Below are 25,190 nucleotides of genomic sequence, written 5' to 3'. Positions count from 1 at the left end.
GAGGAGGAATTAAGAATGAAAAAACTAAACATACAAGAGTTTGATGAAGTCTATGCATTGTTTGAAAAAGCATTTATACCAGCTGAATTAAGACCATATGAAAAAATGCTTCCTTTATTAGAAAAAGGTGAGTTTGATGTTTATGGTTATTATCAAAATAACAAATTAACTGGAGCATTGCTTATTTGGGAATTTGATGATTTTGTATATTTGGAAAACTTTGCTGTGGATGAATCTGTACGTGGACAAGGTATTGGAAGTATTCTTTTAGATGAAATGAAAACTTTATTTCCTCATAAACTTCTTATATTGGAAGTGGAAGAACCAACAGATGATATCTCAAAACGTCGCATTGGTTTCTATGAAAGAAATGGTTATGTTTTAAATCCTTTTCATTATATTCAGCCTACATTAAGGTCAAATGCAACAGAAGTGAATCTGATGTTGATGAGTTATCCGGAATCCATCAATGTTTATTCATTTGACCAAATAAAAAAACAAATATTTAGAGTTGTTTATCAACAAATGGTATAAGGAGTATTATGAAAGCATTAGAAGAAAAAATATTAAAAGAAGGTATTGTTAAAGAAGGAAATGTCTTGAAAGTAGATAGTTTTTTAAATCATCAAATAGATGTTTCTTTTCTAGAAAAAATGGGAGAAGAATTTAAAGAATTATTTAAAGATAAAAAAATCACAAAAATATTAACAATTGAAGCAAGTGGTATTGGTGTTGCTGTTATGGCATCAAGACATTTTGGTTATGTTCCTGTTGTTTTTGCAAAGAAAGCAAAAACATCAAATATATCAGATGAACTTTATCATACCCGTATAGATTCTTATACACATCAAAAAACAAACGATGTTGTTGTTTCAAAGCAATATTTAAATCAAGATGATCATGTTTTAATTATTGATGATTTCTTAGCGAATGGATGTGCTATTTTTGGTTTGATTGATTTGGTTCAACAAGCTGGTGGTGTTGTTGAAGGTGTTGGAATTGTGATTGAAAAAGGGTATCAAGAGGGTGGCCATAAAATAAGAGAAGCTGGATATCATTTAGAATCATTGGCAATTATTGAAAGTATGAATGACCAAACAAGTGAAATCACTTTTAGAAAGTAAAGAGGGATAAAATGTATTGTCCAAATTGTGGGAAAGAAATTAAAGAGGGTAGTCAATTTTGTAGTTTTTGTGGTAGTAAAATAGTTTTGCCAAGAAATCATTGTCCTAATTGTGGTGCAGAGATTGAAGGAAATATGGAGACATGTTTAACTTGTGGCTACCATATCATACCTGAAAGAAATAAACCGATAGTTTATAAATCAAAAGTTGTAGCAATTTTATTAGGCATCATTTTAGGTGGCTTAGGTGTTCATAATTTTTATTTAGGTTACTCATCTAAAGGATTTATACAAATAGTTTTATTCTTTATGGGAATTTTGACCTTTGGTCTTACAACATTTGTTTCTGTTGTTTGGGGTATTATTGATGCACTTTTGATATTAACAGGTTCAATTGAGAGAGACGGTGACGACAATCTCTTACAATAAAAGAAGTTTATGAATCTATATCCTATAGAATGGACACGAAATAAAAAAGCGTGTCATCTATAGGGTATTTTTGTATACTTAAAGAAAAGATGTGTTAAAAATGGGAAGAAATTATTTTACTGATGAACAAATAGATGAATTCAAAAAATAAGTATATGACTTCTTTTATTGATTAAATATGAAATCTATTGATAAAGAGATGAGAATATTGTATTCTTATGTATAACATATGTGATTGAAAAGGGGAGAATTTATGAGTAAAGTTGTTAAATTTGGTGGATCTTCTTTAGCAGATGCCAAGCAATTTAAAAAAGTATATCAAATTATTAAAGAAGATAAGGAAAGAAAATTTGTTGTACCAAGTGCACCAGGAAAAAGATTTAAAGAAGATACAAAAGTGACTGATTTATTATATAAGGCTTATCGTGCTCAAAACAAATCTGAATTCAATGCAACATTTGAAGAAATCAAAGAAAGATATCAAGATATTATTGATGGGTTAAAATTAAATATCTCTTTAGATGAAGATTTTGAAATCATGAAAAAAGCATTTGAAGATCAAATTGGTGAAGATTATGCAGCTAGCCGTGGAGAATATTTAAATGGGAAAGTTCTAGCTCATTATCTTGAATTTCAGTTTATAGATCCTAAAGATGTTATTTTTATTGATGAACATGGGAATTATGATATTGAAAAGACAGATCCTATTTTATCTGCTGCCTTAGCCAATGTTGAAAATGCAGTTATACCTGGATTCTATGGGTCATTAAATGATGGTTCGGGGATTATTAAAGCATTCTCACGTGGTGGTTCTGATGTTACTGGTTCAATTGTTGCTAAAAATGGAAAAGTAGATTTATACGAAAACTGGACTGATGTCTCTGGCTTTTTAATTGCTGATCCACGTATTGTGAAGGAGCCTGATGTGATTGAAACAATTACGTATAAAGAGTTAAGAGAATTATCTTATATGGGAGCTTCTGTTCTTCATGAAAATTCTGTTTTCCCAGTACGTAGTGAAGGGATCCCTATTAATATAAAAAATACAAATCATCCCGAAGATCCAGGAACTTTAATTGTTGAAAGCACATGTCATAAACCTGCCCATGTTATTACTGGGATTGCAGGAACAAAAGGTTTTGCAACTGTTATGATTGAAAAAGATATGATGAACTCTGAGATTGGATTTGGGCGTAAAGTATTAGAAGTTTTTGAAGCACATGATTTGTCTTTTGAACATATGCCTTCTGGTATTGATACAATGACAATTATTGTGAATACTGATGAATTTATTGATAAAGAACAAGATGTTTTGGCAGGACTCCATCGAGCAGTTCAACCAGATTCGATTGAACTTGAATCAGATTTGGCATTAATTGCTGTCGTTGGTCGTGGTATGAAAGCAAGTCGAGGAACAGCTGCGAGAGTGTTCAATGCCCTTGCTAAAGAAAATATTAACATCAAGATGATTGATCAGGGATCAAGTGAGTTAAATATTATTATTGGTGTTAGAAATTGTTATTTTGAACCAGCTATTAAAGCAATTTATAATGAATTTATTGATTAATCACCATATGGTGATTTTTCTTTTTGACAGAGTTTATTCATGATAAGATGCAAGTAAAACTTAAAGAGTAGAAATCAAATAGATTCGTTAAGATGTTAACTCTGTTCCCACTGATTTTAGGTATGAGAAGAAGGAATTTTGACTCGTCAATAAAGTGATTTCTTTTCATATATCTAAGTTTTTTATCTGTAATAGAACAAAAGGTGTTATAATGCTATCAAGGAGGAGTTATATGAGAATACTAATGTTAGCACCTTTACAAAAAGAGAACTTTGAGAAGATTGAAATGAGTTTTTTGGAAGATGAATTTATTTATGGCGATGGGCATACTGTGACTCAGAATATGATAGATAACTGTGATGTGATTGTTGGAAATGTTGCTGATCATGTCAATTTGAATCGAGATAATATACAATTAATGATGTTACATAGTGCTGGGAGTGATGGCTATGTCAAAGCAGGTTTACTGCATCCTCGCACAAAATTAACAAATGCGAGTGGTACGTATGGAAAAGCTATTGCTGAGCATACATTAGGTTTGATTCTTACATTAAATAAGAATATTAAGACTTATATCCATCATATGGATGAACACTTATGGCAGAGTGTTTCCACTGGAAAAGAGCTTTATCAGAGTACAGTTGCAATTATTGGATTAGGAGATTTAGGATATGAATTAGCAAAGCGTTTAAAAGCATTTGATTGTCATATTATAGGTGTTAAAAGAACTTTATCGCCGCTCCCTCCATGTATTGATGAACTGTATACAACAAGTCATATTGATGAAGTTTTACCGCAAGCTGATTTTGTTATTTTAGCATTACCGCAAACCAGAGAAACAATTCATATGTTTGATAAAAAACGTTTATTCTTGATGAAGGGTGATGCTGTTCTTATTAATATTGGCAGAGGAAGTGCAATATGTACAAATGATTTAATTGAAGTTTTGGAAACTGGACATCTTTATGGGGTTGGCTTAGATGTTGTTGAAGAAGAGCCATTAAATCAAGAACATGACTTATGGGATTTGAAGAATGTATTGATAACACCTCATGCTTCAGGTGGATATGCTTGGAAAAGTGCAAGAGATTATTTCACTGATCTTGTTATTCGTAATCTACAGCATTTTAAAAAAGGTGAGGAATTAGAGAATGAGGTTGATTTTGTAACAGGATATCGTAAGGTTATAAAGTATAAATAAGAGTGAAGGGGTTATCATAAAGATAACTTCTTTTTTCATATGCTTTGACAAATCAGAAAGAATGTATATAATGTTAGTATACCCCTTAGGGGTGGGAGGTATTGTTATGAAACGAAAGTATGATATTATTGGTATGACTTGTAGTGCGTGTAGTGCACATATTGATAAAGCCATTCGACATATTGATGGTATTCAAAGTGTGAATGTCAATCTTTTAAGCAATTTTATGGTTGTGGAGTTTGATGAAGACAAAGTCAATGATGCTTTGATTATGAAAACTGTTGAAGAGGCGGGTTATAAGGCTATGCCAGAGAAAACAGAGGTTCAACAGACAACTCAAAATGAGAGTATTGATGAGAAAAAGAAGTCATTGATTTTATCATTTGTATTCTTGATTCCACTATTCTATATTTCAATGGGACATATGATGGGAGCACCACTTCCAGATATTTTACTTGGACATGAAAATATGATGGTCTTTGCATTGACACAATTATTTTTAACATTACCCATCATGTATATCAATCGTGGTTATTTCCAAAGAGGATTCAAGTCATTATGGCATAAGAGTCCCAATATGGATACTTTGATTGCCATAGGTTCAGCTGCAGCAGCTATTTATAGTATTTATGCTATCTTTATGATGGGCTATGATTTAGGTCATGGCAATATGAATGAGGCTCATCAGTATATGATGCAACTTTATTTTGAGTCAGCTGGGATGATTTTAACATTAATATCATTGGGAAAATATTTAGAATCTCGTTCTAAAAAGAAAACATCAGAAGCGATAGAAAAATTAATGAATTTAATGCCTTCAACTGCAACTGTTTTGATAGATGGACAAGAAGTTGTTGTGGCCATTGAAGATGTCCAAATTGGAGATATTGTTATTGTGAAGTCAGGACAAAGCATTCCTGTTGATGGTGTGATTATAAAGGGACAGACATCGATTGATGAATCTATGATTACAGGTGAAAGTTTACCTGTTGATAAATCTGTTGATGATAAAATTATTGGAGCAACAATGAATGTAGAAGGTTATATTCAGGTGAAGGTAACTCATACAAGTGGTGATACAACTCTTTCAAAAATTATTCAGCTGGTTGAAGATGCGAGTTCATCGAAAGCTCCGATTGCAAAATTAGCTGATCAAATTAGTGGTATCTTTGTTCCTATTGTCATGGTGATTTCGTTATTGACTTTTATTGGGTGGATAACGCTTGGCGCTCAAACATTTCATTTTGCCTTAACATGTGCAATTGCTGTCTTGGTTATTTCTTGTCCATGTGCTTTAGGGCTTGCCACACCAACGGCTATTATGGTTGGAACTGGAAAAGGTGCTCAATTAGGGATACTCATTAAATCAGCAGAAAATTTAGAACTTTTGTCAAAGGCTGATAGTATTGTTTTGGATAAAACAGGAACAATAACCAAAGGGAAACCTCAAGTAACGGATATCTATCCACAACATATAAGTGAAACAGAATTGTTGAAAACAGCAGCTGCTATTGAAAATGCATCACAACATCCGCTTGCTAAAGCCATTGTTGAATATGTTCAACAAATGGATTTGACATTTCAAACAGTTGATTCATTTGAAATGGTGCAAGGGCAAGGGTTAATAGGAAAACTCAATGGTAAGACTCTTTTGTCTGGAAACAAACGGATGATGGAAGAACATGGTATTGATTTATCAGATGTTTATGAAACATCACAAAAGTTGGCTAGTTTTGGAAAAACACCTCTTTACTATGCATTAGATGAACAATTGATAGGTATGATTGTTGTGAGTGATGTTTTAAAGGAAACAAGTCAGCAGGCTATTCAATCATTAAGAGATATGAATTTATCTGTTTATATGTTAACAGGAGATAATGCTTTGACAGCCAAAGCGATTGGTGATAAATTAGGAATAGAAGTTATTGCTGAAGTTTTACCTCAAGATAAAGAAAAACATATCAGAGATTTACAAGCGCAGGGGCGTACTGTCATTATGGTTGGCGATGGAATTAATGATGCGCCAGCTTTGATGAGAGCTGATGTTGGAATTGCGATGACATCTGGTACTGATATTGCTATAGATTCAGCAGATTTGGTTTTAATGAAAAATGATTTACAAGATGTTGTTCATTCCATTGAACTCAGTCATGCTGTTATTAGAAATATTAAAGAGAATCTTTTCTGGGCGTTCTTCTATAATGTCATTGGAATTCCAATTGCAGCAGGACTATTTTATCCATTCTTTGGCTGGTTATTAGATCCAATGTTTGGAGCAGCAGCCATGAGTTTAAGTTCAGTCTTTGTAGTTAGTAATGCTTTAAGATTAAGATTTTTTAAACCGAAACAAACGATCAGAAAAAAGGAGAGAAAGATGATGAAAAAAATGAATATTGAAGGAATGATGTGTGCTCATTGTCAAGCACATGTTGAAAAAGCATTAAATGGTATTGATGGTGTGAAAGCCACTGTTGATTTGAAAAACAATTGTGCAAATATCGAATTAGATCATGATGTTGAAGAAACAGTTTTAACAAAAGCAGTTGAAGATGCTGGATATAAAGTCGTAGGGTTTGAATAATGAAAGCTGATAAGTCACAAGTCACACGTTTGTTAAAAACCGCAAGAGGACAAATTGATGGTATTTTGAAGATGATTGAAGAAGATCGCTATTGTGTCGATGTTTCTAATCAAATCATGGCGACTCAAGCCATCTTAAAGCGTGCCAATAAAGAGATTATAGGGGCTCATATGAAACATTGTGTACATGATGCAATGGATTCTGAAGATGCTGATAAAAAAATTGAGGAAATGATAGGTGTTATTGATCAATTAATGAAATAGAGGCTGGGTTTAATACTCATCCTCTATTTTTTCAGTTTCATATAAGATGTCTTCTTCACGAATCATTTTGTCATAGATATCACTGCGATGTCCAATTGTCATGATATAAATGCTTTTGTTTTCATCATCAATTTCACAGATAATACGATAATTCCCAACACGGTATGACCAGTATCTTTGCAATTGACCAGATAAAGATTTTCCGTATTGACGAGGAACTATACAATTTTTAAGATTATGAATTATCCATGTATCTATCTTTTTTTGCTGATATGAATCTATTTTACTAAATTCCTTCTCTGCATTTTTTGTAAAAATACATTGATATTTCATAAATGATACATTTCCTGTATTTCTTCTAATGAATAAGTCACAGGATCTTTTAAAAATTCAGCATAAGCCTTATCTGCCAGTTTAGTCATTTCCTCATCTTCAATTGCTTCCCAAATTAAATGATGAATAAACCTTGTTATATCTTGCTTTTTTTCTTTACAAATTAATTTTAGTTTTTCTTCTTGAATCGTATCTAATATAATTGTTGTCATTATTTTCACCTCGCAAATATTATATCATTATCATTGCTAAAAGCAATAATAATTATCTTTTTATTATAAGCAAAAAGGTGTATAATAGAGAGACTATGGAGGTGTTAAAATGGAAAATGGAGTATTGATGCAATATTTTGAATGGTATTTAAGTCCAGAACCACATTTATGGACTTTATTAAAAAAAGATGCCTTGCATTTAAAAGAAATAGGAATAACAGCTGTTTGGATGCCTCCGGCTTTTAAAGGAATTGGTGGAATTCATGATGTAGGTTATGGCGTATATGATATTTATGATTTAGGTGAATTTGATCAAAAGGGAACCATTCGTACAAAGTATGGGACAAAAGAAGAATATAGAGATGCAATTTGTGCTTTACATGAAGTTGGTATACAGGCTTATGGAGATATTGTTCTCAATCATAAAATGGGTGCTGATGCAAATGAATTTGTAAAAGCTTATGAAGTCAATCAAAATAATAAAAATGAAGTGACAAGTGGTGAAGAAACAATCGAAGTTCCTACTGTTTTTACATTTCCAAAAAGACAACAAGTTTATAGTGATTTTACATGGAACTGGACATGTTTTGATGGAATAGATTATGATATTTTGTCAAAACGTCATGCAACCTTTTTATTTAAAGATAAACATTGGGATACTCAAGTAGATGGTGAAAATGGCAATTTTGATTATTTAATGGGAGCTGATATTGATTTTTCTAATCCTCATGTTGTTGCTGAATTAGAAGATTGGGCACAGTGGTATTTGGAAGTCACTGGACTTGATGGTTTTCGTTTAGATGCAGTGAAACATATCGGAGCCCATTTTTATAAAGACTTGATTCGTCAGTTGAGGCAACATTATCAAAAAGAACTCTTTACAGTTGGGGAATATTGGCATGGTGATGTCCGTCGCTTGTGCAATTATTTAAATGAAGTGGAGGGAGAAGTCTCTTTATTTGATGTGCCTTTACATTATCATTTCTATGAGGCTTCATATGCCAATGGGAATTATGATATAGCTAAGATTTTTGACGGAACATTGGTTCAGATAGCAAATGATAAAGCTGTGACTTTTGTTGATAATCATGATACTCAGCCATCTCAAGGATTACAATCATGGATTGCTGATTGGTTTAAACCTCTTGCTTACGCTTTAATACTGTTAAGAAAAGATGGTTATCCTTGCATATTTTATGGTGATTATTATGGAATCCCATATAGTCAGATTTCTGGGAAATCAGAGATGTTAGATTGTTTATTGTTTTTAAGAAAGAATTATGCCTTAGGATTACAACGAGATTATTTTGATGATAGCAGTATTATAGGTTGGGTTCGTGATGGTCTGCAAAAGAGTGGCTTAGTTTGCCTGATGAGCGATAGTGTTGGAGGCTGTAAAACTATGTATGTTGGTCTTCAATATGCTGGGACATATTGGTATGATGCGCTTGGGAATTATAAGGCACATATTCAAATTGATGGGCAGGGAAATGGTGTCTTTATAGTCAATGGTGGGAGTGTCAGTGTATATATTCAAGCAAATGAATAAATGTAATGAAGACCTTTTGAAGAAGGTCTTTTTCTTCTTCAAATAGTGTTTTTAGAAAATGAAAAAATTTTTTAATAGAGAATGATAGAATAAGTTCCAATAAGGGAGATGGTAAATATGTTTAAAAAGGGGGGTATTTATACTATGCTATAGTATGTCAAGTTGCAGGACTATGGGTTTTTATTTAAAAATAAGGCTTTTGATGTTTAAGGACTAACTGTAGATATTGTTGATGAAAGGTTTGTAAATAGTACTTATGATATTTCTTCGATGTTGGCAAAAGGTCTTTTAGCCTTAATGCTTGTATATATTATCTATGGCGTTGTTATCGTAATTGCAACTCTCATTGTCTGTCGCTTTCAAATGCATGAACATAAATATAGATAAAAGACCAAGAGTGGGGAGAACTCCTGGTCTTCATTCTATTGAAGATTATAATTGAATAGATACATATAAAATTGTGATACATAATGTAAGCAAAAGACTGGCTTCAAATATAGCTGATATCACTTTGTTTTGACGTTGGCTGATGCCATGTTTCTTTGCTTCTTGAAGAAGCTGATATGTTGTAATCAGTGTTATAGCATTGAGAACACTTAATAATGAACCAACTAGGGAAAGTAGAGAAAAAGCAAGTGCTGCGAATGTGTATTCATTATATTGTTTGATTTGACGTTCCATATAACCACCTTCTTCACTTATATTATATAAAATAGAAAGAAAATAACTATCAAGAATGAATGAAAATTATGTTAAGATATGGTTAATAGAATAAAAAAACATAAACAAACAGTATATAACAGTTGACAACAGTTCTATACTGTTATATACTGTTTGTGAACAGAGGAGGAAAAATATGAAAATCATTATTAACAATTCGTCAATGGTACCTATATATGAGCAAATTATCGAACAAATCAAAGCCATGATCATTAATGGTATATTAAAAGAAAATGATATATTACCATCTGTTCGTTCTTTGTCTAAAGAACTAAAAATTAGTGCTCTAACAGTCAAGAAAGCGTACGATTATCTTGAAGAAGAAGGATTTACTGTGACTGTACATGGAAAAGGAACCTATGTTGGTGCAGCTAATCAGGAAATGTTAAAAGAAGAACAAAGAAAAGAAGTGGAATCTGATTTGGAGAAGGCCATCCAAAAAGGATTAAGAAGCGGAATGAGTAAAGAAGAAATGAAAGAATTATTTCATTTAATTATGGAGGAATAAATTATGCTAAAACTTACAAATGTAAAAAAGCATTATCAACAATTTACACTTGATTGTTCCCTTGAAGTCAAAAGTGGGTGTATTACAGGTTTGATTGGACAAAATGGAGCAGGGAAAAGTACAACATTTAAGGCTATCCTGAATTTGATTCAAAAGGATAGTGGAGTTATTGAATTGTTTGGAAAAGATGTTCAAAAACTTGATATGAAAGATAAAGAGAAAATTGGTGTTGTTTTATCTGATTCAGGATTTAGTGGTTATCTAACGATTGGAGATATTGTTCCTGTTTTATCAAATTTATATAAGAAATTTAATAAGGTTAAATTTTTAGAAAGATGTCAACAATTTGGATTGCCAAAAGACAAAAAAATCAAAGAATTTTCAACAGGAATGCAAGCAAAATTAAAGGTTCTGGTGGCTCTGTCACATGATGCACAGTTTCTTATCTTAGATGAACCAACAGCTGGATTGGATGTTTTGGCAAGAGATGAACTGCTTGATGTTTTGAGGAAATATATGGAGGAAGATGAATCACGCTCTATTCTCATCAGTTCTCACATTTCTAGTGATTTAGAAGGATTATGTGATGATTTATATATGATTCATAATGGACATGTTATTATGCATGAAGAAACTGATGTTTTATTAAGTGATTATGCAATCTTAAAATTAGATCAAAATCAATATCAAAAATTAGACAGACAGTATATATTAAGAATAAAGAAAGAACCATTTGGTTATAGTTGCTTAACAAATCAAAAGCAGTATTATCTTGATAATTATCCAAGTATTGTTGTTGAAAAAGGAAATATTGATGATGTTATTATGTTAATGATTAAGGGGGAAAAATAATGAAAGGATTATTAATCAAGGATTTAATGTTATTAAAAAATCAAAAGAGCTTTATATTTATGATTATAGTTTTCTCAGTTATGTTTCTTTTCATGAATTATAATCCTACTTTTATCGTGAGTTATTCGACTATTATTGGGTCATTATTTGTAGTGAGTTCTATTAGCTATGATGAATATGACAATGGGTACTCATTCTTGATGGCATTACCAGTTACACGTCGTCTCTATGTCAACTCTAAATATATATTGGCTATAATATTAGGGATTGGTTTTTGGTTTGTATCTACAGCTTTAACTTGTATTTATAATTATGCAACTCAGCCTGACATCAATATTCCTGAATTATTAATGACATGTACAATTATGTTAGGTTTGATGGCGTTATTTATTTCATTAATGGTACCAGTACAATTAAAGTTTGGGCAAAATAAAGGAAATATTGCATTGGTAGTGGTTGTAGGATGTTCTGTTGCAATTGGATTCATTCTCATTCAATTAGCTGAATTCTTAAATATTGATTTAGCACCTTTATTAGTTAATATTAATGCTTTAGGTCCTTCAGGGTTAGCAGTTATTGTGATTGGAATTGGTATTGTACTTTTGCTTATATCATATATGTTAAGTTGCCATATCATGGACAAAAAAGAATTTTAAATAAGATAAAGATGTACCCTTTGAATGTACATCTTTTGTGTTATAATAGAGTTGCAAAGATAAAAACACATTGAGAATCCGTTGGTAGTCGGATCACTGCTTGCAGTCAGTAACCTTCCTCCTTGGTCGTCCATTCTTTGTGCATTATAAACAAAGGAGGACAAAATTATGGGTCAAATTTCATTATCTTTTCGTGTGTATTTTGATGAAGGTGTTTGGGTAGGTCTTTTTGAGGAGACAAATCAAGGCTTTTTACAGGTGTGTAAAGTTATCCTTGGAACTGAACCACAGACTGAAGAGTTACTCCAAATGATTCAAAAGCAATATATACATTTGAAATGGAGTCCAAGTGTTGTTGTCAAAGCTAAAGAGCGTAAACAAAATCCTAAACGGTTACAAAGAATGGTTAAACATCAAATGCAAACATTGGGGTTAGGAACAAAATCGCAACAAGCTTTACAGTTACTTCATGAAAAGATGAAGGAAACAAAAAAGCAAAAGACAAAAGATAATCAACTTTTTATCAAGCAAGAAAAATTTGCTATTCAACAACGCAAAAGAAAAGAAAAGCACAGGGGACATTAGTCCCCTTGTGATTTCTTATAAAGTCAAGAAAATAATGATGTAGCAATACTTTCCCTAATCAATTCATAAAGAAATGATTGAAATTAAACATCATTATTGTATAATGGAAGTACTTTAAAGGAAGTAAACACTTCCTTTTCTTATGAGAAAAGAGGGATTTTATGAGTATACTCAATGTCGAACATGTGAGTCATGATTTTGGTGGAAGAACAATATTAGAAGATGCAAGTTTTCGTTTGCTTAATGGAGAACATATTGGACTTGTTGGTGCTAATGGAGAAGGGAAAACAACTTTTTTAAATATTATTACTGGGAAATTAGCACCAGATGAAGGAAAAATAGAATGGTGTAAAAGAATAACTACTGGCTATTTAGATCAACATACAACTCTACAACCAGGTCAAACAATATATGAAGTCTTACAAAATGCATTTAGGCATTATTTTGATCTAGAACAAGAAATGCTATCAATATATGAAGAGATGGCAACTGCGGATGCAGATGCAATGACCAAACTGATGGAAGATGTAGGAGAAATACAAGAAATATTGGAACATGGTGGTTTTTATACAATTGATGTGAAAATCAAAGAGATTGCCAGTGGTTTAGGATTGAATGAAATTGGATTAGATAAGAAGGTAGATGAATTATCTGGAGGACAGCGTTCAAAGGTCTTGCTTACTAAATTGTTGTTAGAGAATCCTATGATTTTAATTCTTGATGAACCAACAAACTATTTAGATGAACATCATATTCAATGGTTAACAAACTTTCTTATTAATTATGAGAATGCTTTTATTTTGGTCAGTCATGATACAACATTCTTAAATAATGTCATTAATGTTATTTATCATTTAGATAATGGAGAATTAACAAGATATAAGGGTGATTATCATTATTACTTACAACAAGCTGAATTAAAGAAAAAACAACAAGAAAATGCCTATCAAAAACAACAAAAAGAGATTGCTGAATTAGAAGATTTTATAGCTAGAAACAAAGCCCGAGTAGCCACTCGTAATATGGCTCATTCAAGACAGAAGAAATTAGATAAAATGGATATTATCAATAAGCCTAAAGAAAAAATAAAACCTACTTTTTCTTTCTTGGAAGCCAGAACACCAGGGAAAGTTCTGTTTGAATGTCAAAATCTTGTGATTGGTTATGATTCACCTTTAACGCAACCTATGGATATGACTTTTGAACGTTCTCAAAAAGTCGCTATTAAAGGTGTTAATGGGTTAGGCAAAACAACTTTATTAAAAACATTAATTGGAATGCTGAAACCATATAGTGGTATCGTTATTCAAGATCCATTTGTTCAAATTGGTTTCTTCAAGCAAGAAGAGGCTGCTTTAAAGAGAACAGCGCTTGATTATATATGGGATGAGTTTCCTGATCGTACCAATGGTGAAATTCGAGGTATGTTAGCGAAATGTGGATTAACGACAGATCATATTGAATCTTTAATGATGGTTTTATCAGGTGGTGAAAATGCGAAAGCAAGATTATGCAAGATTATGAATCGCGAAGCCAATGTTCTGGTACTTGATGAACCTACCAATCATTTAGATGTGGATGCGAAAGAATCATTGCAACTAGCCTTAATTGCTTTTAAAGGGGCTGTTATTCTTGTGAGTCATGAACCTGAATTTTATCTTCCTATTGTTGATAAGGTTATTAACCTAGAGGAATGTTCAACAAAGATTGTTTAGAGATGATTTTCTCAAATCATCTTTTTAAATACAAAAAAAGAAGACCAACAATCTTCCTCTTTCATTAAGATTTTTTCTTTTTCTTAATAATAACAACAACGATGATAATCAAAACAAGCATCACCACAGCACAAATTCCAGCAGTTGGTAATAATTGCGGTTTAGCAAAAGCCTTTGTCCAGATTGCGATTTTTCTAATCAAAATAGCTAAGGCATATCCAGAAGTTCCTGCGCCTATAAGCGTTAAAAAAGCTTTGAACCATTTTGGAAATACTTCTGTAAAAAGAATAGCTGTTATTAAACAAATTAGTGCAATGAATGCACAAATAACAAAATGCATAGAGTAACCTCCTTTATATACAACATTTAAAATAACATATATTGGGCTATATTGCAATATAATTGTGTTGTCGAAATGAGATTAATTGTGTAAATTTATAGTTAAATATGGAATTTCAAATATGAATATGATAAACTATAAAAGCAAGAGAAAAGAGGTAGACTATGAGATTTCATCGTGGGAAAAGATATACATATTATAGTTCATATTCGAGTTCAAGAAAATCAAGAATTCGTTGGGATAGAATCGCTATCATAACAGCTGGAGTTGCCCTTATACTGGCAGCATTGATTTGGTTTAATTTTAGTCGTATTCAATTGTTAGTAAAAGGTTATTCATTTTCTCAACAAAATGATATTTTATCATTGAGTGGAGATGAAGTTGATGAGGTTTTATCACATGATAAAATGGAACATATTCAAGACTGGATTAAAGAAAGTGAAGAAGTTAAATATTATGATGAGTATGAACACTATTTGTCTTTACATAAAGATTTAAAAGTTAAGGCTGTTGTGACAACGGTCAATGATATTTTTAATAATTATGCCAATCAATTAAAGGCTTTAAGTTATACTGATAATCAGATTTGGGAAGTTTTAAAAACTGCTCGTATAGATGATTTAAAATATCTTATTAACAAATCATATAAATATGCACAAGTTCAACCTTATATGCAGGTGAAGGGTTTTGTCTTTACTGATATGGATAAATATATGAAGGTTTATGAAGATAAGAAGAATTATAATTATGCTGTATTATCAACAACATATCCATTTATTATTTCTAAGAATAAAGCTACAAAAATATATACGATTCAAGATCCAAAAAATATTTTGAATTTGGTTAAAAAAGGTTTTCAATTACCATCATCATATGAGCCAGATGATTTGGTGAAACCAGATATGCCAGTTGCACCTGATTGTGATAATCCATCTCTTCGTAAAGAGGCTGCTGATGCTTTAACGCAGATGTATAAAGATGCCAAAGACTTAGGATATAATTTGGTAGTGAATAGTGCATATCGTTCATATAGTGCTCAAAAGAAAACTTATGATGATTATTTTAAAAAATATGATGAAGTTACAGCAGCAAGCCTTGTTGCTGAACCTGGTGCAAGTGAACATCAGACTGGATTAGGTGTTGATTTAACAAGTCAAAGTGTTATTAGTGGAGAAAGATTGGTATTTGGTGATACTGATGAATACAAGTGGTGTGTTAAAAATTCCTATAAATATGGATTTATATTAAGGTTTGAGGAAGATAAAGCTGATATTACAGGAATTGGCAAAGAACCATGGCATTTTAGATATGTGGGCAAAGATGCAGCACAAAAAATATTCCAGAACAAATGGACATTAGAGGAATACTGTCTCTATGAAGGTATTATTCCATCAATTAAGGAGAATCAATAATCTAGGGGGAACCCTAGATTATTTTTAGGAGATTATATGAAAACATTAATCACAACATTAAATTCGAAGTTTATTCATACTTCATTATCATTACGTTTATTATATGTGGCAAGTTATCATGAACATGATGTTGATTTTAAGGAATATACAATTAAAGACTCTTTGGAACATATCATTGAAGATATTTTGAGAATGCAGTGTCAGATTGTTGCTTTTTCTAGTTATATATGGAATATCGAATATATTCAAAAAATATGTGCTATGCTAAAGAGAAGGCAACCAAATATCATTATTATTTTAGGTGGTCCAGAAGTGACATATGAAGCAGACTATTTTTTAAAGAATTATCAAATTGATTATGTTATTTGTGGTGAGGGTGAGGTTGCTTTCCCAGCCTTACTTAAGGCTATTGAAAATCATGAAAAGATAGATATAACAGGAGTTCAATATCTAGGGCATATAAGTGAAGATGTAGCCTGTGTGCCACTTTCTTATGTTGAAAGTTTAGATTCTCCCTATATCTTACCTCAAGATCAAGACAATATGTCAAAACGTATTCTCTATTTTGAATCAAGTCGAGGTTGTCCTTTTCAATGTCAATATTGCTTATCTTCATTAGAGAAAGGTTTACGTTTTTTTAGTGAAAGTTATTTAAAAAAGCAATTGAAATTAATTTGTCAAAGTGGTGTTAAAACAGTAAAGTTTTTAGATCGTAGTTTTAATGCTGATGCTCATCATGCAATTATGATATTGGATTATATATTTAAACACTATCAATCAGGTCAACAATTTCAGTTTGAAATTAATGCTGATGTATTGAATCAAAAAATCATTGACTTTATTAGTGAAAATGCACCAAAAGGTTTGCTAAGATTTGAGATAGGAATTCAGTCTACCTATGAACCGACGAATCAAGCAGTGAAGAGAATGCAAAATTTTGAAAGGCTAAGTGAAGTTGTTCAACAATTGATGTCAGATGGGAAATGTGATCTGCATTTAGACCTTATTGCTGGGCTTCCTTATGAATCTTATGAACGCTTTGCAAAATCATTTGATGATGTGTTCGCATTTCGTGCAAAAGAACTTCAGTTAGGTTTCTTAAAACTGTTAAGAGGAACATCTTTAAGAAATGATGCTAATGAATATGGATATATTTATCAGAAAGAATCCCCTTATGAAATGATTGAAAACAAATGGCTATCTCAAACGGATGTCCATAACATTCATATTGCTGAGGATATGCTAGAAAAGTATTGGAATAGTGGACGCTTTGTCAGAACAATGAATGCTGTTATGGATGAACAGAAATCTGCATTTTATTTCTTTTATCATCTTGGCTGTTTCTATGAAAAACAGGGATATAAGAAAATGGGGTATCAATTAGATGAGTTATTTTCATATTTAGATCGATATTTACAAAGAGAAGATTATCATGAATTACTCATTCAAGATTATTTATCACAATTCAAAGTAAAACCAAAGAAATGGTATCTTCCAACTTTAACACCTCAAGAAAGAAAAGAAGTGATAAAAGACTTGGTTGAAAGATACCAATTAGATAGAGAATTGTTATTTAGATATGCGATTGTTGAGAAGATAACTCAAGGTTATCTGGTGGTAATTTATAAAGACTATCAATGTAAGATGGATATTTATAAATAATATAAGTGATTATTAATCCAGCTATAAATGAAAAAATCATATCCTGCATTGTATCATGAACACCGGTTGTATAATGACGAGAAGCATCATAGTTAAAAAGCAAAAGTCCGCTGTATTCAAAGACTTCCCAAAGAAATGCAATTGCCGTTTCCACACAGTTCATCATAATCATCAGCAATGGTTTTTCTTTGATATACTTTTTAAGGATAATGTATGCAATAATCACAAAAATAGCTCCAGATAAAAAATGCATAAATTTATCATAGTAGGGTAAATTGTAAAATCCGCAAGTTGTTCCTAAAACTTGAGTTAAATAAATATATGCCACATATTCAGTCTTATAGAGAATATGTGGAATCCAGTGGACAACGAGTAATAAAGCGATAGAAATAAAGAGACTGTACTGAAAAAATGTGAGAGTCCGAAAAATTAAAGTTAAAATTGTAAGTACTAATAGAGATTTATATAATGTTTTCATATTTATATTATAGATAATAAATGGAAAACTATTCATATCAAGGAGTGGAATTATGTTAACAATGGTTGAATATGTCCATCAAAGGATACAAACTTATCCTCAACAATTCATAGGTGTAGATATGACAATGGGAAATGGACATGATACTTTGTTTTTATTACAACATTGTCAAAAAGTTTATGCGTTTGATATCCAAAGACAAGCGATAGAGAAAACTCAGAAGCTGATTGGTTATAATAGAGATGTACAGCTTATTTTGGATGGACATCAAAATATTGATTGTTATCTTGAGTCGTTTGATATTGGCATATTTAATTTGGGATATTTGCCATTAACTGATCATCATGTGACGACTCTTTTGAAAACTACAAAAATAGCTATTGAAAAAGCAATAAGAATGATGAATGTTGCTTTGTTTATAGTTGTTTATCCTGGGCATCAGGAAGGTTATGAGGAGAGTCTATGGATTGATGATTATGTAAAACAATTAGATACTCATCAATATAATGTATCATGTTATTGTATGTTAAATAAAAAGAATTCTCCATATGTTATCGAAATAGAGAAAAAAGTCAAATAAACTTTTTTCTTTTTTTCTTTAAAAATCTGAGGATAGCACAAAATAAATAGAAAGATGAGGTGAAATTATGAGTCGACATAGAAATCGTTTGGTTGTACCACAAGCACGTGATGCAGTTGATCAAATGAATTATGAGATTGCTAATGAAGCAATGAATCAATCACAGGGAGAAAATTTAGCTGAATTCAGTGGTTCGATTGGAGGAGAGATGACAAAAAGATTGGTTGCCTTAGGGGAACAGCAACTGAAAAAACAAAAATAAAGGACACAAAAGTGTCCTTTACTAACAGAGTATATATTTGAAGTCTTCTTTATCAACAGAGTAGATGAGATCTTCAGGTGCATCTTTACAGAAATGGAAAACTTGACCGTCTTCAATTTTTCCATTCCAAGTTGCCACAACAATAATATTTTCACTTAATTCTTTTAAGAAAGCCAAAAGGTCTATACTGCTGTCTTTCGCATAAAGAATCTTTTTATTATCTAATAATAAAACTTTTTGATGATAGGTTGACAAGAAATTTTGCATTTCATGCATAAGCTGATCACTAGGTGTATGCGTAAAAATCTTATCAAGATCAAGAATAGGAATACCAGTCTCTTCACTGTACTTTCTAATTAATTTGGATTTTCCACTGCCAGGTTGACCTATAATTAATAGTAACTTATGCTTAGCATCCTGTAATTCATCTACTTTCTTACTAATATCCATGGGTAGCATCTCCTTTTTATAATGTTTTGTTAAATTTATTATAACATTAATTGTAAGCGTTTTCTATCGATATATGAAGAAAAAACAAAATTATAAAGAACGGGCACAAAGAATCATTAAACCAAGCAAAATGTATTCTTGAATGTCTTCAACTTTGATAATATCTGGGACATATTGGGCAGGGACATATCTTTCTAATTCTTTTTTTAATTCATGAACTTGTGGTATTAAAACGCAAGACAGAATAATAGCATCAGGGCTAATAACACTGATAATAGATAGAATTGTCTTTGCAACGAGTTCAATTGCTCCTTCTGGAGTTTTATTGAGAACCAATTTATCATCAGATAAGTTCAAAGGAAGGTATTGAACTTCGCCAGCAAGATGTAATCTTCCTTTAATCAGCTGACCGTTAATAATTGTTCCTGCTCCAGCATAGAAACTTGTTGGCTGAAATAAAAATGTAATTGAGGAATAACGATTTTGAGATGCATAATAGCCAACGGCTGCAGTGTTGACATCATTTGTAATAATGAAAGATTGCTGGTATCTTTGCGTGAGTATATTATATAAATCAATATCACCAAATCCATTTACGTTTGACGAGGAAACGAATCCATCATTGATAATACCTGGAGTAGATATTCCAATCACATTTAAATCTTTGTACTTCAAAAAGACAGTATCTAAAACATCGAAGATATCTTGAATAACAACGTTACTTTTAATAATTTCATTATCTAATAAAATATCATTTTGTTCACCATATACACGATAAGCGATATGAACACGATTACTATTTCTAAAAAGCGAAAGAGTTAAAATTTTGACATCATTATGGACTGCTTTAAATAGAGATATCGGAGTTGTTGGTTCAATTTGAGATGCTTTGCGTTGATCTATAGCATCTCGAATAATTCCTAAAGTTTTTCCAACATCATATTTCGCAAAGACTTGAGGAGGTATTTTAATGACAACCTGATCTTTTAAAATTTCTTGAACTTTGGCATGCATGTAAGAAATTTGAGGTGCTAGCATAATGACATCATAATCTTCACCAACGTTATAGAGCTGATTATAGCCAATGGCTGAAACTTCAAAATTAAGGTACAATAATTTTGCTGCTTCATTCATCTTTTCAGCAAAAAAAGATGTTGTCATACCACCACTGCAACTTAAAAGAATTTTAGTAATTGGACGATGAATTAATTTATGTATACTTTCTAACATTTCATGAAATAATTCTATAGCATGTTTCATGGTTTTCATTTGGAAATGCAAATAGAATTCTATTTCATTTGTAAATGTATTGGTAACACTTAATTCAATAATATTCATTGTATTAAATGTGACTTCGCTATAACTATAGTTTGTTTCAATGACGATAATATTTTCATTATGTGAGTCTAAATAAATCTTGTAATTGGCTTGATCTTGCATGAGTACCCATTCCTTAAATATCATTGTATGAATATCTCTTAAAAATTCATCCATAAAATCACCTCTTATAAATTATTATAAGATGAATAAATGCTTTTTCAATCGAATTTACTGTTTTGGAAAAAACTTTTTCATTAAATATAGAAATCAAAGATAAATATTGATAAAAGCTCTTCATTGCATTGAGAATATTTAATTATTTTGAGTATGAAGAATATATCTTTGTGTGACAATATCATACTTTATATATCCTACAGAGTTATATTGATATATAAAACCTTGTGTGCTATGATTTGTTTATGGAATTAAGGTAAATGTATTTGCTGTAAAATTCAGGACACTACCTAGAAAACGAAGAGCGAGTTAGATACTTGAACTGCAAATTTATGAAGTATAGATATTGAATCGTTACTGTAGAGGAGGATAAAGATGGAGTTAAGAAGAATGAGAGATGATGACATTTGTTTAATTGAGTCATGGCTAAAACAAGATTATATTGCAAAATGGTTTGGCGATTATACAGATTGGATGAATGAAATAAATGGACGACATAAGGAATATAGTTTTATCCATCATTTTGTTGTTGAAGAAGAGAACCAGCCAATTGGTTTTTGTCAATATTATGATTATTGTATGTTACCACTTGATGATATAGATTTAAAAGAACCTAAAGGGACATATGGAATTGATTATATGATTGGGGATGAAAAACGATTAGGAAAAGGAATTGGAAAATATTTGGTGAGATTAATTTGTGATAAAATTTTAGAGGAAAATGATGATGTTGTTCAAATTGTGGCTGATCCAACAATTGAAGAAGAAAAAACAAATATCGCTTCAATTAAGGTGTTAGAAGCTAATCAGTTTTATTATGATCAGAAATCTCAATTGTATAAAAAGATAATAACTGATTAAATTATCTTAATGAAATATGCGTAAAATGAGGAAAAATTATATGCAAATAGGTAATAGAATTTCGTTGAGTAATTGTGAGTGGCAGACATGATAAACTATGGTATGGCACAGCAAGCAGAAAAGATATAGGGGTATATCTGGTGGTGGCTGCCGTTTTATAGATAACATGTGTACCTGATTTGAGTAATGGAATATGCTGTTGCTTTATGGATAAAAGAAGGGAGATAATTGGCATCTCTTATTATGAAAAATATCCATAACAATTTAGAAATTTTGTTGCGAATTTGCTATCATTTATTTATATATGGAGGAAATTATGAAAATAATAGCATTGACTGGAGCAGGAATATCCAAACAGTCTCATATACCAACATTTATGGAAAGACCAGATGTCAGAGAAAAATTATTTAGAAGCTATGCAAAGAGACATCCTGAAGAATACAATGAAGTTATTCAACAATTAAAGGCGAATATGAATGGAGCTAAACCAAATGATGCTCATTTGGCATTGGCTGAATACAAGATTCCTATTATAACAATGAATATTGATGGCTTACATAGGTTGGCTGGAAGTGATGCATTAGAATTACATGGGGGTTTACCAGAAGATGATGAAATGGATAAAGCCTATTCTCTTTATAACAAACCTGTCTTATATGGTGATCCAGCACCTCAATATCAAAAAGCATATGAAATAATATTTAATTTGCAGGAAAATGACATATTGCTTGTTGTTGGATGTTCATATCATACAGCTATTGCATGTGAGCTTCGAGATGTTGCAAAATCGAGAGGTGTGAAAATTATTGAGATTCAGGAAGACGCTGCTCATAAAGTGAGACAGGTTTTGGAACAACTCACAGAAAGATAGGTAAATATATGGAACAAATTATAATAAAGCCACATCATTTTATAGATATTTTAAAATTATATGGGTCTGGTATAAATGTTTTTGTAGCAGATGAAAAAATGGGTCATGATTTTTATAAGGTTGCCAATAGAATTCTCGAAGACCGTCATGTTCAACTGTACTTAACAACTGCTACTGATGATATCTGTCAACCGTGCATCATGTGTCAAAATCAAATTTGTATTGATAAAGTCGATATAGCAGAGTATCATTTTAAAGACGATTACAATCGTACACTTGATAAGCGTTTATTAGAGTTAATGAATCTCGATACAAGATCAAGTTATAGCGCATTTGAGTTATGTCAACTTATGCTTCAATATCATGATTGTATTTTTGATGTTTGGAGAGAAGAGGAACAGAGTTTAATGCAAAAAAGGCATCATCTATTTGTTTTAGGAGCTCAGAAATATATAAAATAAAAATCAAGGTTAGACCTTGATTTTTTGATTCCTCAATAATGATTCTCTTTTTTTGATATAATGCTGAAGTTGGTGATGAATTTCTTTGCGTGATTGTGATGTTATATATTCAGCACTAATCATGGAAAAAATCATAGATATTCCAACAGAAACAGGCATTAAGTAAAGAAAAAACAAATCTTCAGTGAAGAAATAAAATGCAAATAAGACAAGTACAAATAATAAAGCTTTCTTCAAACTCCTTAATCCCAAGAAATATGCATACATTTCTTTACGAATATTTTGATATGTTTCTTGGAGTACTGTAATAATTTCTGAACATCTTTCTAATGTTAATTCATAGTCATTTATATTTGTTTGAACATCAATTTTAAAAGGCATAATACCCACCTCCTTTAATATTCGTACCTATTATAACATGCTTTTAAAAAAAATAAAGAGATTTACATGAATTCGTGAAGAGTGTATACTAAATATCAGGTGAGAGTATGAAGGCATGGAAACATTTTAAGACAATTACAAAGCATAAGATGAAGGTTGGACAGTTGTGTTTTCGCATTGGTTTATATAAGCAAGGGATACTACATGATATGTCAAAATATTCACTTTGTGAATTTTTAACAGGAGCACGTTATTACCAAGGAACAAAATCTCCTAATGCTGTTGAAAGAACTGAGAAAGGCTATTCAATGGCCTGGCTTCATCATAAAGGAAGGAATAAGCATCACTGGGAATTTTGGGTTGATTTTACTCATAAAGGATGTCAGCCAGCAGAAATACCAGCCCAATACATATTTGAAATGTTTTGTGACCGTGTTGCTGCAAGTATGATTTATCAAGGTGCTAATTATCGTGATCAATTTCCATTAATTTATTATAAACGAGGAAAACATAGCTATATTATGCATCCTCATTCACGTGCATTACTAGAAGAACTATTAGTTTATTTGGATCAAAACGGTTTAGAACAAACACTTCAATATATAAAGAAAAGAAAGCGAGACTATCATCTTTAGTCTCGCTTTGCGCATGATTCTCTTTCAATGAGGAAGCATGGCATTTGAACTCGAATTGGAGAAATATTTTCATTACGTCGAAATGAGTCAAATAACATACGTGCACCCATATACCCCATATCAAATGTAGGGGCGAAGATGGTTGTTAGAGGTGGAGATGTATAGTTGGCAGTATCAATATTGTCAAAGCCAATAATGGAAACATCTTGTGGAACTCGATAACCATTTTGAGTTAATGCCCGTAAAGCCCCAATAGCAATTGGGTCACTGGCGGCAAAAATAGCAGTAGGAACCTTTTTGTTTTGGATAAGTTCATTCATCATTGTAAATCCTGATTCAATTGAAAAAGCATCTTCTATAATGTAATCATTGTAATTCATTTGGTATTGATCACAGAAGCGTTTGAAATATTTTTTTCTTACATCAGGATAACGTTTTTGATCAATCCATTCTAAACCACCAAGATATCCAATATTTTGATGGTGAAGTTGATGAAAATAATCAATAACAAGACGAATAGCATTTTTAAAATCCAAAACAATACAGCCTTCATGAATAGGGTCTACATTCATATCTAAATAAATAATATTTGGACAAACTTTTTTCAGTGTATCCATATCTTTTTGACTATACTTACCAATACAAACGAGACCTTCAACACCTTCTAATGAAGATAGATAATCTACATCTGTTTGAAAAACTCTCTTAATACTTATTTTATTTTGAAAACAAAACTCTTCAACACCTTGACGAATTGATAAATAATAAGGATCATCAGTTTCTTGAACTGGCGACATCCATTGAACAATTCCAATGGTCATAGTTGTATCATCAAATTTTTTCTTCTTTTTTTCATATCCTAATTCTTTTGCAGCATCAAAAACTCTTTGTCTTGTTTCTTGGGGGACATTTAAAGTCGCATCATTATTTAATATTCTTGAAACACTTGCACTAGATACACCAGCTTTTAATGCAATATCTTTTATTGTAGCCATAAAGTCACTCCTTT

General features: G+C 31.4%; 30 protein-coding genes. 21 read left to right on the top strand and 9 right to left on the bottom strand.

Annotation, left to right across the window (positions count from 1 at the left end):
• Window positions 1-15: 15 nt before the first annotated feature.
• The 7 genes from GQF29_RS00500 (at window position 16) to GQF29_RS00470 (ending at window position 7,164) form a co-directional block, all read left to right on the top strand.
• A complete protein-coding gene (locus GQF29_RS00500; RefSeq protein WP_008788781.1) occupies window positions 16-534 on the top strand; it encodes a GNAT family N-acetyltransferase in 519 nt (172 codons plus the stop codon).
• An 8-nt stretch (window positions 535-542) separates the two neighbouring features.
• Entirely contained in the window at window positions 543-1,124 is a 582-nt protein-coding gene (locus tag GQF29_RS00495; RefSeq protein WP_008788782.1) for a xanthine phosphoribosyltransferase, read from the top strand.
• 11 nt (window positions 1,125-1,135) lie between these two features.
• The gene (locus tag GQF29_RS00490; protein WP_008788783.1) at window positions 1,136-1,552 is read left to right on the top strand and encodes a zinc ribbon domain-containing protein; all 417 of its coding nucleotides are present in this window, start codon (window positions 1,136-1,138) and stop codon (window positions 1,550-1,552) included.
• 253 nt (window positions 1,553-1,805) lie between these two features.
• Window positions 1,806-3,119 (top strand): aspartate kinase, encoded by a 1,314-nt coding sequence (locus GQF29_RS00485; RefSeq protein ID WP_008788784.1) that lies wholly within the window; start codon window positions 1,806-1,808, stop codon window positions 3,117-3,119.
• A gap of 232 nt (window positions 3,120-3,351) precedes the next feature.
• Complete coding sequence (locus tag GQF29_RS00480) at window positions 3,352-4,320, top strand: D-2-hydroxyacid dehydrogenase (RefSeq protein ID WP_054325341.1); 969 nt, start codon at window positions 3,352-3,354, stop codon at window positions 4,318-4,320.
• A gap of 106 nt (window positions 4,321-4,426) precedes the next feature.
• Window positions 4,427-6,901, top strand: coding sequence for a heavy metal translocating P-type ATPase (locus GQF29_RS00475; RefSeq protein WP_202086232.1), 2,475 nt, complete (start codon window positions 4,427-4,429; stop codon window positions 6,899-6,901).
• Entirely contained in the window at window positions 6,901-7,164 is a 264-nt protein-coding gene (locus GQF29_RS00470) for a metal-sensing transcriptional repressor (RefSeq protein ID WP_008788787.1), read from the top strand. The genes GQF29_RS00475 and GQF29_RS00470 overlap by 1 nt, the downstream gene beginning before the upstream one ends.
• A 9-nt stretch (window positions 7,165-7,173) precedes the next feature.
• On the opposite strand, the gene GQF29_RS00465 is transcribed toward GQF29_RS00470, so the two are convergent.
• Together GQF29_RS00465 and GQF29_RS00460 are read right to left on the bottom strand one after the other, a co-directional pair.
• Window positions 7,174-7,497 carry a type II toxin-antitoxin system RelE family toxin gene (locus GQF29_RS00465; protein WP_054688994.1) on the bottom strand — a complete coding sequence of 108 codons (324 nt, stop codon included), beginning with the start codon at window positions 7,495-7,497 and terminating at the stop codon, window positions 7,174-7,176.
• Window positions 7,494-7,709 carry a DUF6290 family protein gene (locus GQF29_RS00460; protein WP_008788789.1) on the bottom strand — a complete coding sequence of 72 codons (216 nt, stop codon included), beginning with the start codon at window positions 7,707-7,709 and terminating at the stop codon, window positions 7,494-7,496. The genes GQF29_RS00465 and GQF29_RS00460 overlap by 4 nt, the downstream gene beginning before the upstream one ends.
• Window positions 7,710-7,818: 109 nt before the next feature.
• Between GQF29_RS00460 and GQF29_RS00455 the strand changes: the two genes are divergently transcribed.
• Window positions 7,819-9,258: an alpha-amylase gene (locus GQF29_RS00455; protein WP_160340668.1), complete on the top strand. Its 1,440-nt coding sequence runs from the start codon at window positions 7,819-7,821 to the stop codon at window positions 9,256-9,258.
• 432 nt (window positions 9,259-9,690) lie between these two features.
• On the opposite strand, the gene GQF29_RS00450 is transcribed toward GQF29_RS00455, so the two are convergent.
• Entirely contained in the window at window positions 9,691-9,939 is a 249-nt protein-coding gene (locus GQF29_RS00450; RefSeq protein ID WP_008788791.1) for a hypothetical protein, read from the bottom strand.
• Window positions 9,940-10,114: 175 nt separating this feature from the next.
• Between GQF29_RS00450 and GQF29_RS00445 the strand changes: the two genes are divergently transcribed.
• The 5 genes from GQF29_RS00445 to GQF29_RS00425 all read left to right on the top strand — a co-directional run bounded on the left by GQF29_RS00445 (window position 10,115) and on the right by GQF29_RS00425 (window position 14,294).
• Window positions 10,115-10,486 carry a GntR family transcriptional regulator gene (locus GQF29_RS00445; protein ID WP_008788792.1) on the top strand — a complete coding sequence of 124 codons (372 nt, stop codon included), beginning with the start codon at window positions 10,115-10,117 and terminating at the stop codon, window positions 10,484-10,486.
• 3 nt (window positions 10,487-10,489) lie between these two features.
• Complete coding sequence (locus GQF29_RS00440) at window positions 10,490-11,338, top strand: ABC transporter ATP-binding protein (RefSeq protein WP_008788793.1); 849 nt, start codon at window positions 10,490-10,492, stop codon at window positions 11,336-11,338.
• Window positions 11,338-11,994, top strand: a complete 657-nt coding sequence (locus GQF29_RS00435) for an ABC-2 transporter permease (RefSeq protein WP_054325340.1) — start codon at window positions 11,338-11,340, stop codon at window positions 11,992-11,994. The genes GQF29_RS00440 and GQF29_RS00435 overlap by 1 nt, the downstream gene beginning before the upstream one ends.
• A gap of 168 nt (window positions 11,995-12,162) precedes the next feature.
• Window positions 12,163-12,579 (top strand): YjdF family protein, encoded by a 417-nt coding sequence (locus tag GQF29_RS00430; protein WP_117769172.1) that lies wholly within the window; start codon window positions 12,163-12,165, stop codon window positions 12,577-12,579.
• A gap of 161 nt (window positions 12,580-12,740) precedes the next feature.
• Window positions 12,741-14,294: an ABC-F family ATP-binding cassette domain-containing protein gene (locus GQF29_RS00425; RefSeq protein WP_054688991.1), complete on the top strand. Its 1,554-nt coding sequence runs from the start codon at window positions 12,741-12,743 to the stop codon at window positions 14,292-14,294.
• 64 nt (window positions 14,295-14,358) lie between these two features.
• Here GQF29_RS00425 and GQF29_RS00420 read toward each other — a convergent pair whose 3' ends face one another.
• Window positions 14,359-14,634 (bottom strand): hypothetical protein, encoded by a 276-nt coding sequence (locus GQF29_RS00420; protein ID WP_008788797.1) that lies wholly within the window; start codon window positions 14,632-14,634, stop codon window positions 14,359-14,361.
• A 164-nt stretch (window positions 14,635-14,798) separates the two neighbouring features.
• Here GQF29_RS00420 and GQF29_RS00415 point away from each other — a divergent pair, with 164 nt between their 5' ends.
• Window positions 14,799-16,046 (top strand): M15 family metallopeptidase, encoded by a 1,248-nt coding sequence (locus GQF29_RS00415; RefSeq protein ID WP_008788798.1) that lies wholly within the window; start codon window positions 14,799-14,801, stop codon window positions 16,044-16,046.
• Window positions 16,047-16,082: 36 nt separating this feature from the next.
• Window positions 16,083-17,708 (top strand): B12-binding domain-containing radical SAM protein, encoded by a 1,626-nt coding sequence (locus GQF29_RS00410; protein ID WP_017144250.1) that lies wholly within the window; start codon window positions 16,083-16,085, stop codon window positions 17,706-17,708.
• On the opposite strand, the gene GQF29_RS00405 is transcribed toward GQF29_RS00410, so the two are convergent.
• Window positions 17,620-18,186, bottom strand: coding sequence for a DUF2238 domain-containing protein (locus GQF29_RS00405; protein WP_157832396.1), 567 nt, complete (start codon window positions 18,184-18,186; stop codon window positions 17,620-17,622). The two genes, GQF29_RS00410 and GQF29_RS00405, sit on opposite strands and share 89 nt — an antisense overlap.
• A 52-nt stretch (window positions 18,187-18,238) precedes the next feature.
• Between GQF29_RS00405 and mnmM the strand changes: the two genes are divergently transcribed.
• Window positions 18,239-18,766 (top strand): tRNA 5-(aminomethyl)-2-thiouridylate-methyltransferase MnmM, encoded by a 528-nt coding sequence (gene mnmM / locus GQF29_RS00400; RefSeq protein WP_008788802.1) that lies wholly within the window; start codon window positions 18,239-18,241, stop codon window positions 18,764-18,766.
• Window positions 18,767-18,833: 67 nt separating this feature from the next.
• Window positions 18,834-19,028, top strand: a complete 195-nt coding sequence (locus GQF29_RS00395) for an alpha/beta-type small acid-soluble spore protein (RefSeq protein WP_008788803.1) — start codon at window positions 18,834-18,836, stop codon at window positions 19,026-19,028.
• 21 nt (window positions 19,029-19,049) lie between these two features.
• Here GQF29_RS00395 and brxF read toward each other — a convergent pair whose 3' ends face one another.
• Together brxF and GQF29_RS00385 are read right to left on the bottom strand one after the other, a co-directional pair.
• The gene (gene brxF, locus GQF29_RS00390; protein ID WP_008788804.1) at window positions 19,050-19,478 is read right to left on the bottom strand and encodes a BREX-3 system P-loop-containing protein BrxF; all 429 of its coding nucleotides are present in this window, start codon (window positions 19,476-19,478) and stop codon (window positions 19,050-19,052) included.
• Window positions 19,479-19,568: 90 nt separating this feature from the next.
• Window positions 19,569-20,972 carry an ROK family protein gene (locus tag GQF29_RS00385; protein ID WP_008788805.1) on the bottom strand — a complete coding sequence of 468 codons (1,404 nt, stop codon included), beginning with the start codon at window positions 20,970-20,972 and terminating at the stop codon, window positions 19,569-19,571.
• 375 nt (window positions 20,973-21,347) lie between these two features.
• Here GQF29_RS00385 and GQF29_RS00380 point away from each other — a divergent pair, with 375 nt between their 5' ends.
• The 3 genes from GQF29_RS00380 to GQF29_RS00370 all read left to right on the top strand — a co-directional run bounded on the left by GQF29_RS00380 (window position 21,348) and on the right by GQF29_RS00370 (window position 23,165).
• Window positions 21,348-21,833: a GNAT family N-acetyltransferase gene (locus GQF29_RS00380; protein ID WP_008788806.1), complete on the top strand. Its 486-nt coding sequence runs from the start codon at window positions 21,348-21,350 to the stop codon at window positions 21,831-21,833.
• 316 nt (window positions 21,834-22,149) lie between these two features.
• A complete protein-coding gene (locus GQF29_RS00375; RefSeq protein ID WP_008788807.1) occupies window positions 22,150-22,704 on the top strand; it encodes a Sir2 family NAD-dependent protein deacetylase in 555 nt (184 codons plus the stop codon).
• A gap of 8 nt (window positions 22,705-22,712) precedes the next feature.
• On the top strand, window positions 22,713-23,165 hold the full coding sequence (locus GQF29_RS00370; RefSeq protein ID WP_008788808.1) for a hypothetical protein: 453 nt from the start codon (window positions 22,713-22,715) through the stop codon (window positions 23,163-23,165).
• 9 nt (window positions 23,166-23,174) lie between these two features.
• On the opposite strand, the gene GQF29_RS00365 is transcribed toward GQF29_RS00370, so the two are convergent.
• The gene (locus GQF29_RS00365) at window positions 23,175-23,546 is read right to left on the bottom strand and encodes a hypothetical protein (RefSeq protein WP_008788809.1); all 372 of its coding nucleotides are present in this window, start codon (window positions 23,544-23,546) and stop codon (window positions 23,175-23,177) included.
• A 107-nt stretch (window positions 23,547-23,653) separates the two neighbouring features.
• Between GQF29_RS00365 and GQF29_RS00360 the strand changes: the two genes are divergently transcribed.
• Window positions 23,654-24,181 (top strand): DUF5662 family protein, encoded by a 528-nt coding sequence (locus GQF29_RS00360; RefSeq protein ID WP_008788810.1) that lies wholly within the window; start codon window positions 23,654-23,656, stop codon window positions 24,179-24,181.
• On the opposite strand, the gene GQF29_RS00355 is transcribed toward GQF29_RS00360, so the two are convergent.
• Window positions 24,178-25,176 (bottom strand): LacI family DNA-binding transcriptional regulator, encoded by a 999-nt coding sequence (locus GQF29_RS00355; RefSeq protein WP_008788811.1) that lies wholly within the window; start codon window positions 25,174-25,176, stop codon window positions 24,178-24,180. The genes GQF29_RS00360 and GQF29_RS00355 overlap by 4 nt on opposite strands.
• Window positions 25,177-25,190: the final 14 nt, after the last annotated feature.

The organism is Coprobacillus cateniformis (assembly GCF_009767585.1).
GTDB classification, from domain to species: Bacteria; Bacillota_I; Bacilli_A; order Erysipelotrichales; family Coprobacillaceae; genus Coprobacillus; species Coprobacillus cateniformis.
The sequence above is the reverse complement of the archived record's forward strand: the minus strand, read 5'-3'. Positions and strand labels throughout refer to the sequence as shown.

Excerpts from the sequence above, each read along its gene's own strand:
- brxF (WP_008788804.1), bottom strand. The coding sequence starts at position 19,478 with ATGGATATTAGTAAGAAAGTAGATGAATTACAGGATGCTAAGCATAAG.
- GQF29_RS00450 (WP_008788791.1), bottom strand. The coding sequence starts at position 9,939 with ATGGAACGTCAAATCAAACAATATAATGAATACACATTCGCAGCACTT.
- GQF29_RS00425 (WP_054688991.1), top strand. The coding sequence starts at position 12,741 with ATGAGTATACTCAATGTCGAACATGTGAGTCATGATTTTGGTGGAAGA.
- GQF29_RS00370 (WP_008788808.1), top strand. The coding sequence starts at position 22,713 with ATGGAACAAATTATAATAAAGCCACATCATTTTATAGATATTTTAAAA.
- GQF29_RS00405 (WP_157832396.1), bottom strand. The coding sequence starts at position 18,186 with ATGAAAACATTATATAAATCTCTATTAGTACTTACAATTTTAACTTTA.
- GQF29_RS00475 (WP_202086232.1), top strand. The coding sequence starts at position 4,427 with ATGAAACGAAAGTATGATATTATTGGTATGACTTGTAGTGCGTGTAGT.
- GQF29_RS00410 (WP_017144250.1), top strand. The coding sequence starts at position 16,083 with ATGAAAACATTAATCACAACATTAAATTCGAAGTTTATTCATACTTCA.
- GQF29_RS00490 (WP_008788783.1), top strand. The coding sequence starts at position 1,136 with ATGTATTGTCCAAATTGTGGGAAAGAAATTAAAGAGGGTAGTCAATTT.
- GQF29_RS00435 (WP_054325340.1), top strand. The coding sequence starts at position 11,338 with ATGAAAGGATTATTAATCAAGGATTTAATGTTATTAAAAAATCAAAAG.
- GQF29_RS00385 (WP_008788805.1), bottom strand. The coding sequence starts at position 20,972 with ATGGATGAATTTTTAAGAGATATTCATACAATGATATTTAAGGAATGG.
- GQF29_RS00395 (WP_008788803.1), top strand. The coding sequence starts at position 18,834 with ATGAGTCGACATAGAAATCGTTTGGTTGTACCACAAGCACGTGATGCA.
- GQF29_RS00380 (WP_008788806.1), top strand. The coding sequence starts at position 21,348 with ATGGAGTTAAGAAGAATGAGAGATGATGACATTTGTTTAATTGAGTCA.
- GQF29_RS00465 (WP_054688994.1), bottom strand. The coding sequence starts at position 7,497 with ATGAAATATCAATGTATTTTTACAAAAAATGCAGAGAAGGAATTTAGT.
- GQF29_RS00470 (WP_008788787.1), top strand. The coding sequence starts at position 6,901 with ATGAAAGCTGATAAGTCACAAGTCACACGTTTGTTAAAAACCGCAAGA.
- GQF29_RS00420 (WP_008788797.1), bottom strand. The coding sequence starts at position 14,634 with ATGCATTTTGTTATTTGTGCATTCATTGCACTAATTTGTTTAATAACA.
- GQF29_RS00495 (WP_008788782.1), top strand. The coding sequence starts at position 543 with ATGAAAGCATTAGAAGAAAAAATATTAAAAGAAGGTATTGTTAAAGAA.
- GQF29_RS00455 (WP_160340668.1), top strand. The coding sequence starts at position 7,819 with ATGGAAAATGGAGTATTGATGCAATATTTTGAATGGTATTTAAGTCCA.
- GQF29_RS00445 (WP_008788792.1), top strand. The coding sequence starts at position 10,115 with ATGAAAATCATTATTAACAATTCGTCAATGGTACCTATATATGAGCAA.
- GQF29_RS00355 (WP_008788811.1), bottom strand. The coding sequence starts at position 25,176 with ATGGCTACAATAAAAGATATTGCATTAAAAGCTGGTGTATCTAGTGCA.
- GQF29_RS00460 (WP_008788789.1), bottom strand. The coding sequence starts at position 7,709 with ATGACAACAATTATATTAGATACGATTCAAGAAGAAAAACTAAAATTA.
- GQF29_RS00500 (WP_008788781.1), top strand. The coding sequence starts at position 16 with ATGAAAAAACTAAACATACAAGAGTTTGATGAAGTCTATGCATTGTTT.
- GQF29_RS00430 (WP_117769172.1), top strand. The coding sequence starts at position 12,163 with ATGGGTCAAATTTCATTATCTTTTCGTGTGTATTTTGATGAAGGTGTT.
- GQF29_RS00360 (WP_008788810.1), top strand. The coding sequence starts at position 23,654 with ATGAAGGCATGGAAACATTTTAAGACAATTACAAAGCATAAGATGAAG.
- GQF29_RS00485 (WP_008788784.1), top strand. The coding sequence starts at position 1,806 with ATGAGTAAAGTTGTTAAATTTGGTGGATCTTCTTTAGCAGATGCCAAG.
- GQF29_RS00365 (WP_008788809.1), bottom strand. The coding sequence starts at position 23,546 with ATGCCTTTTAAAATTGATGTTCAAACAAATATAAATGACTATGAATTA.
- GQF29_RS00440 (WP_008788793.1), top strand. The coding sequence starts at position 10,490 with ATGCTAAAACTTACAAATGTAAAAAAGCATTATCAACAATTTACACTT.
- GQF29_RS00480 (WP_054325341.1), top strand. The coding sequence starts at position 3,352 with ATGAGAATACTAATGTTAGCACCTTTACAAAAAGAGAACTTTGAGAAG.
- GQF29_RS00375 (WP_008788807.1), top strand. The coding sequence starts at position 22,150 with ATGAAAATAATAGCATTGACTGGAGCAGGAATATCCAAACAGTCTCAT.
- GQF29_RS00415 (WP_008788798.1), top strand. The coding sequence starts at position 14,799 with ATGAGATTTCATCGTGGGAAAAGATATACATATTATAGTTCATATTCG.
- mnmM (WP_008788802.1), top strand. The coding sequence starts at position 18,239 with ATGTTAACAATGGTTGAATATGTCCATCAAAGGATACAAACTTATCCT.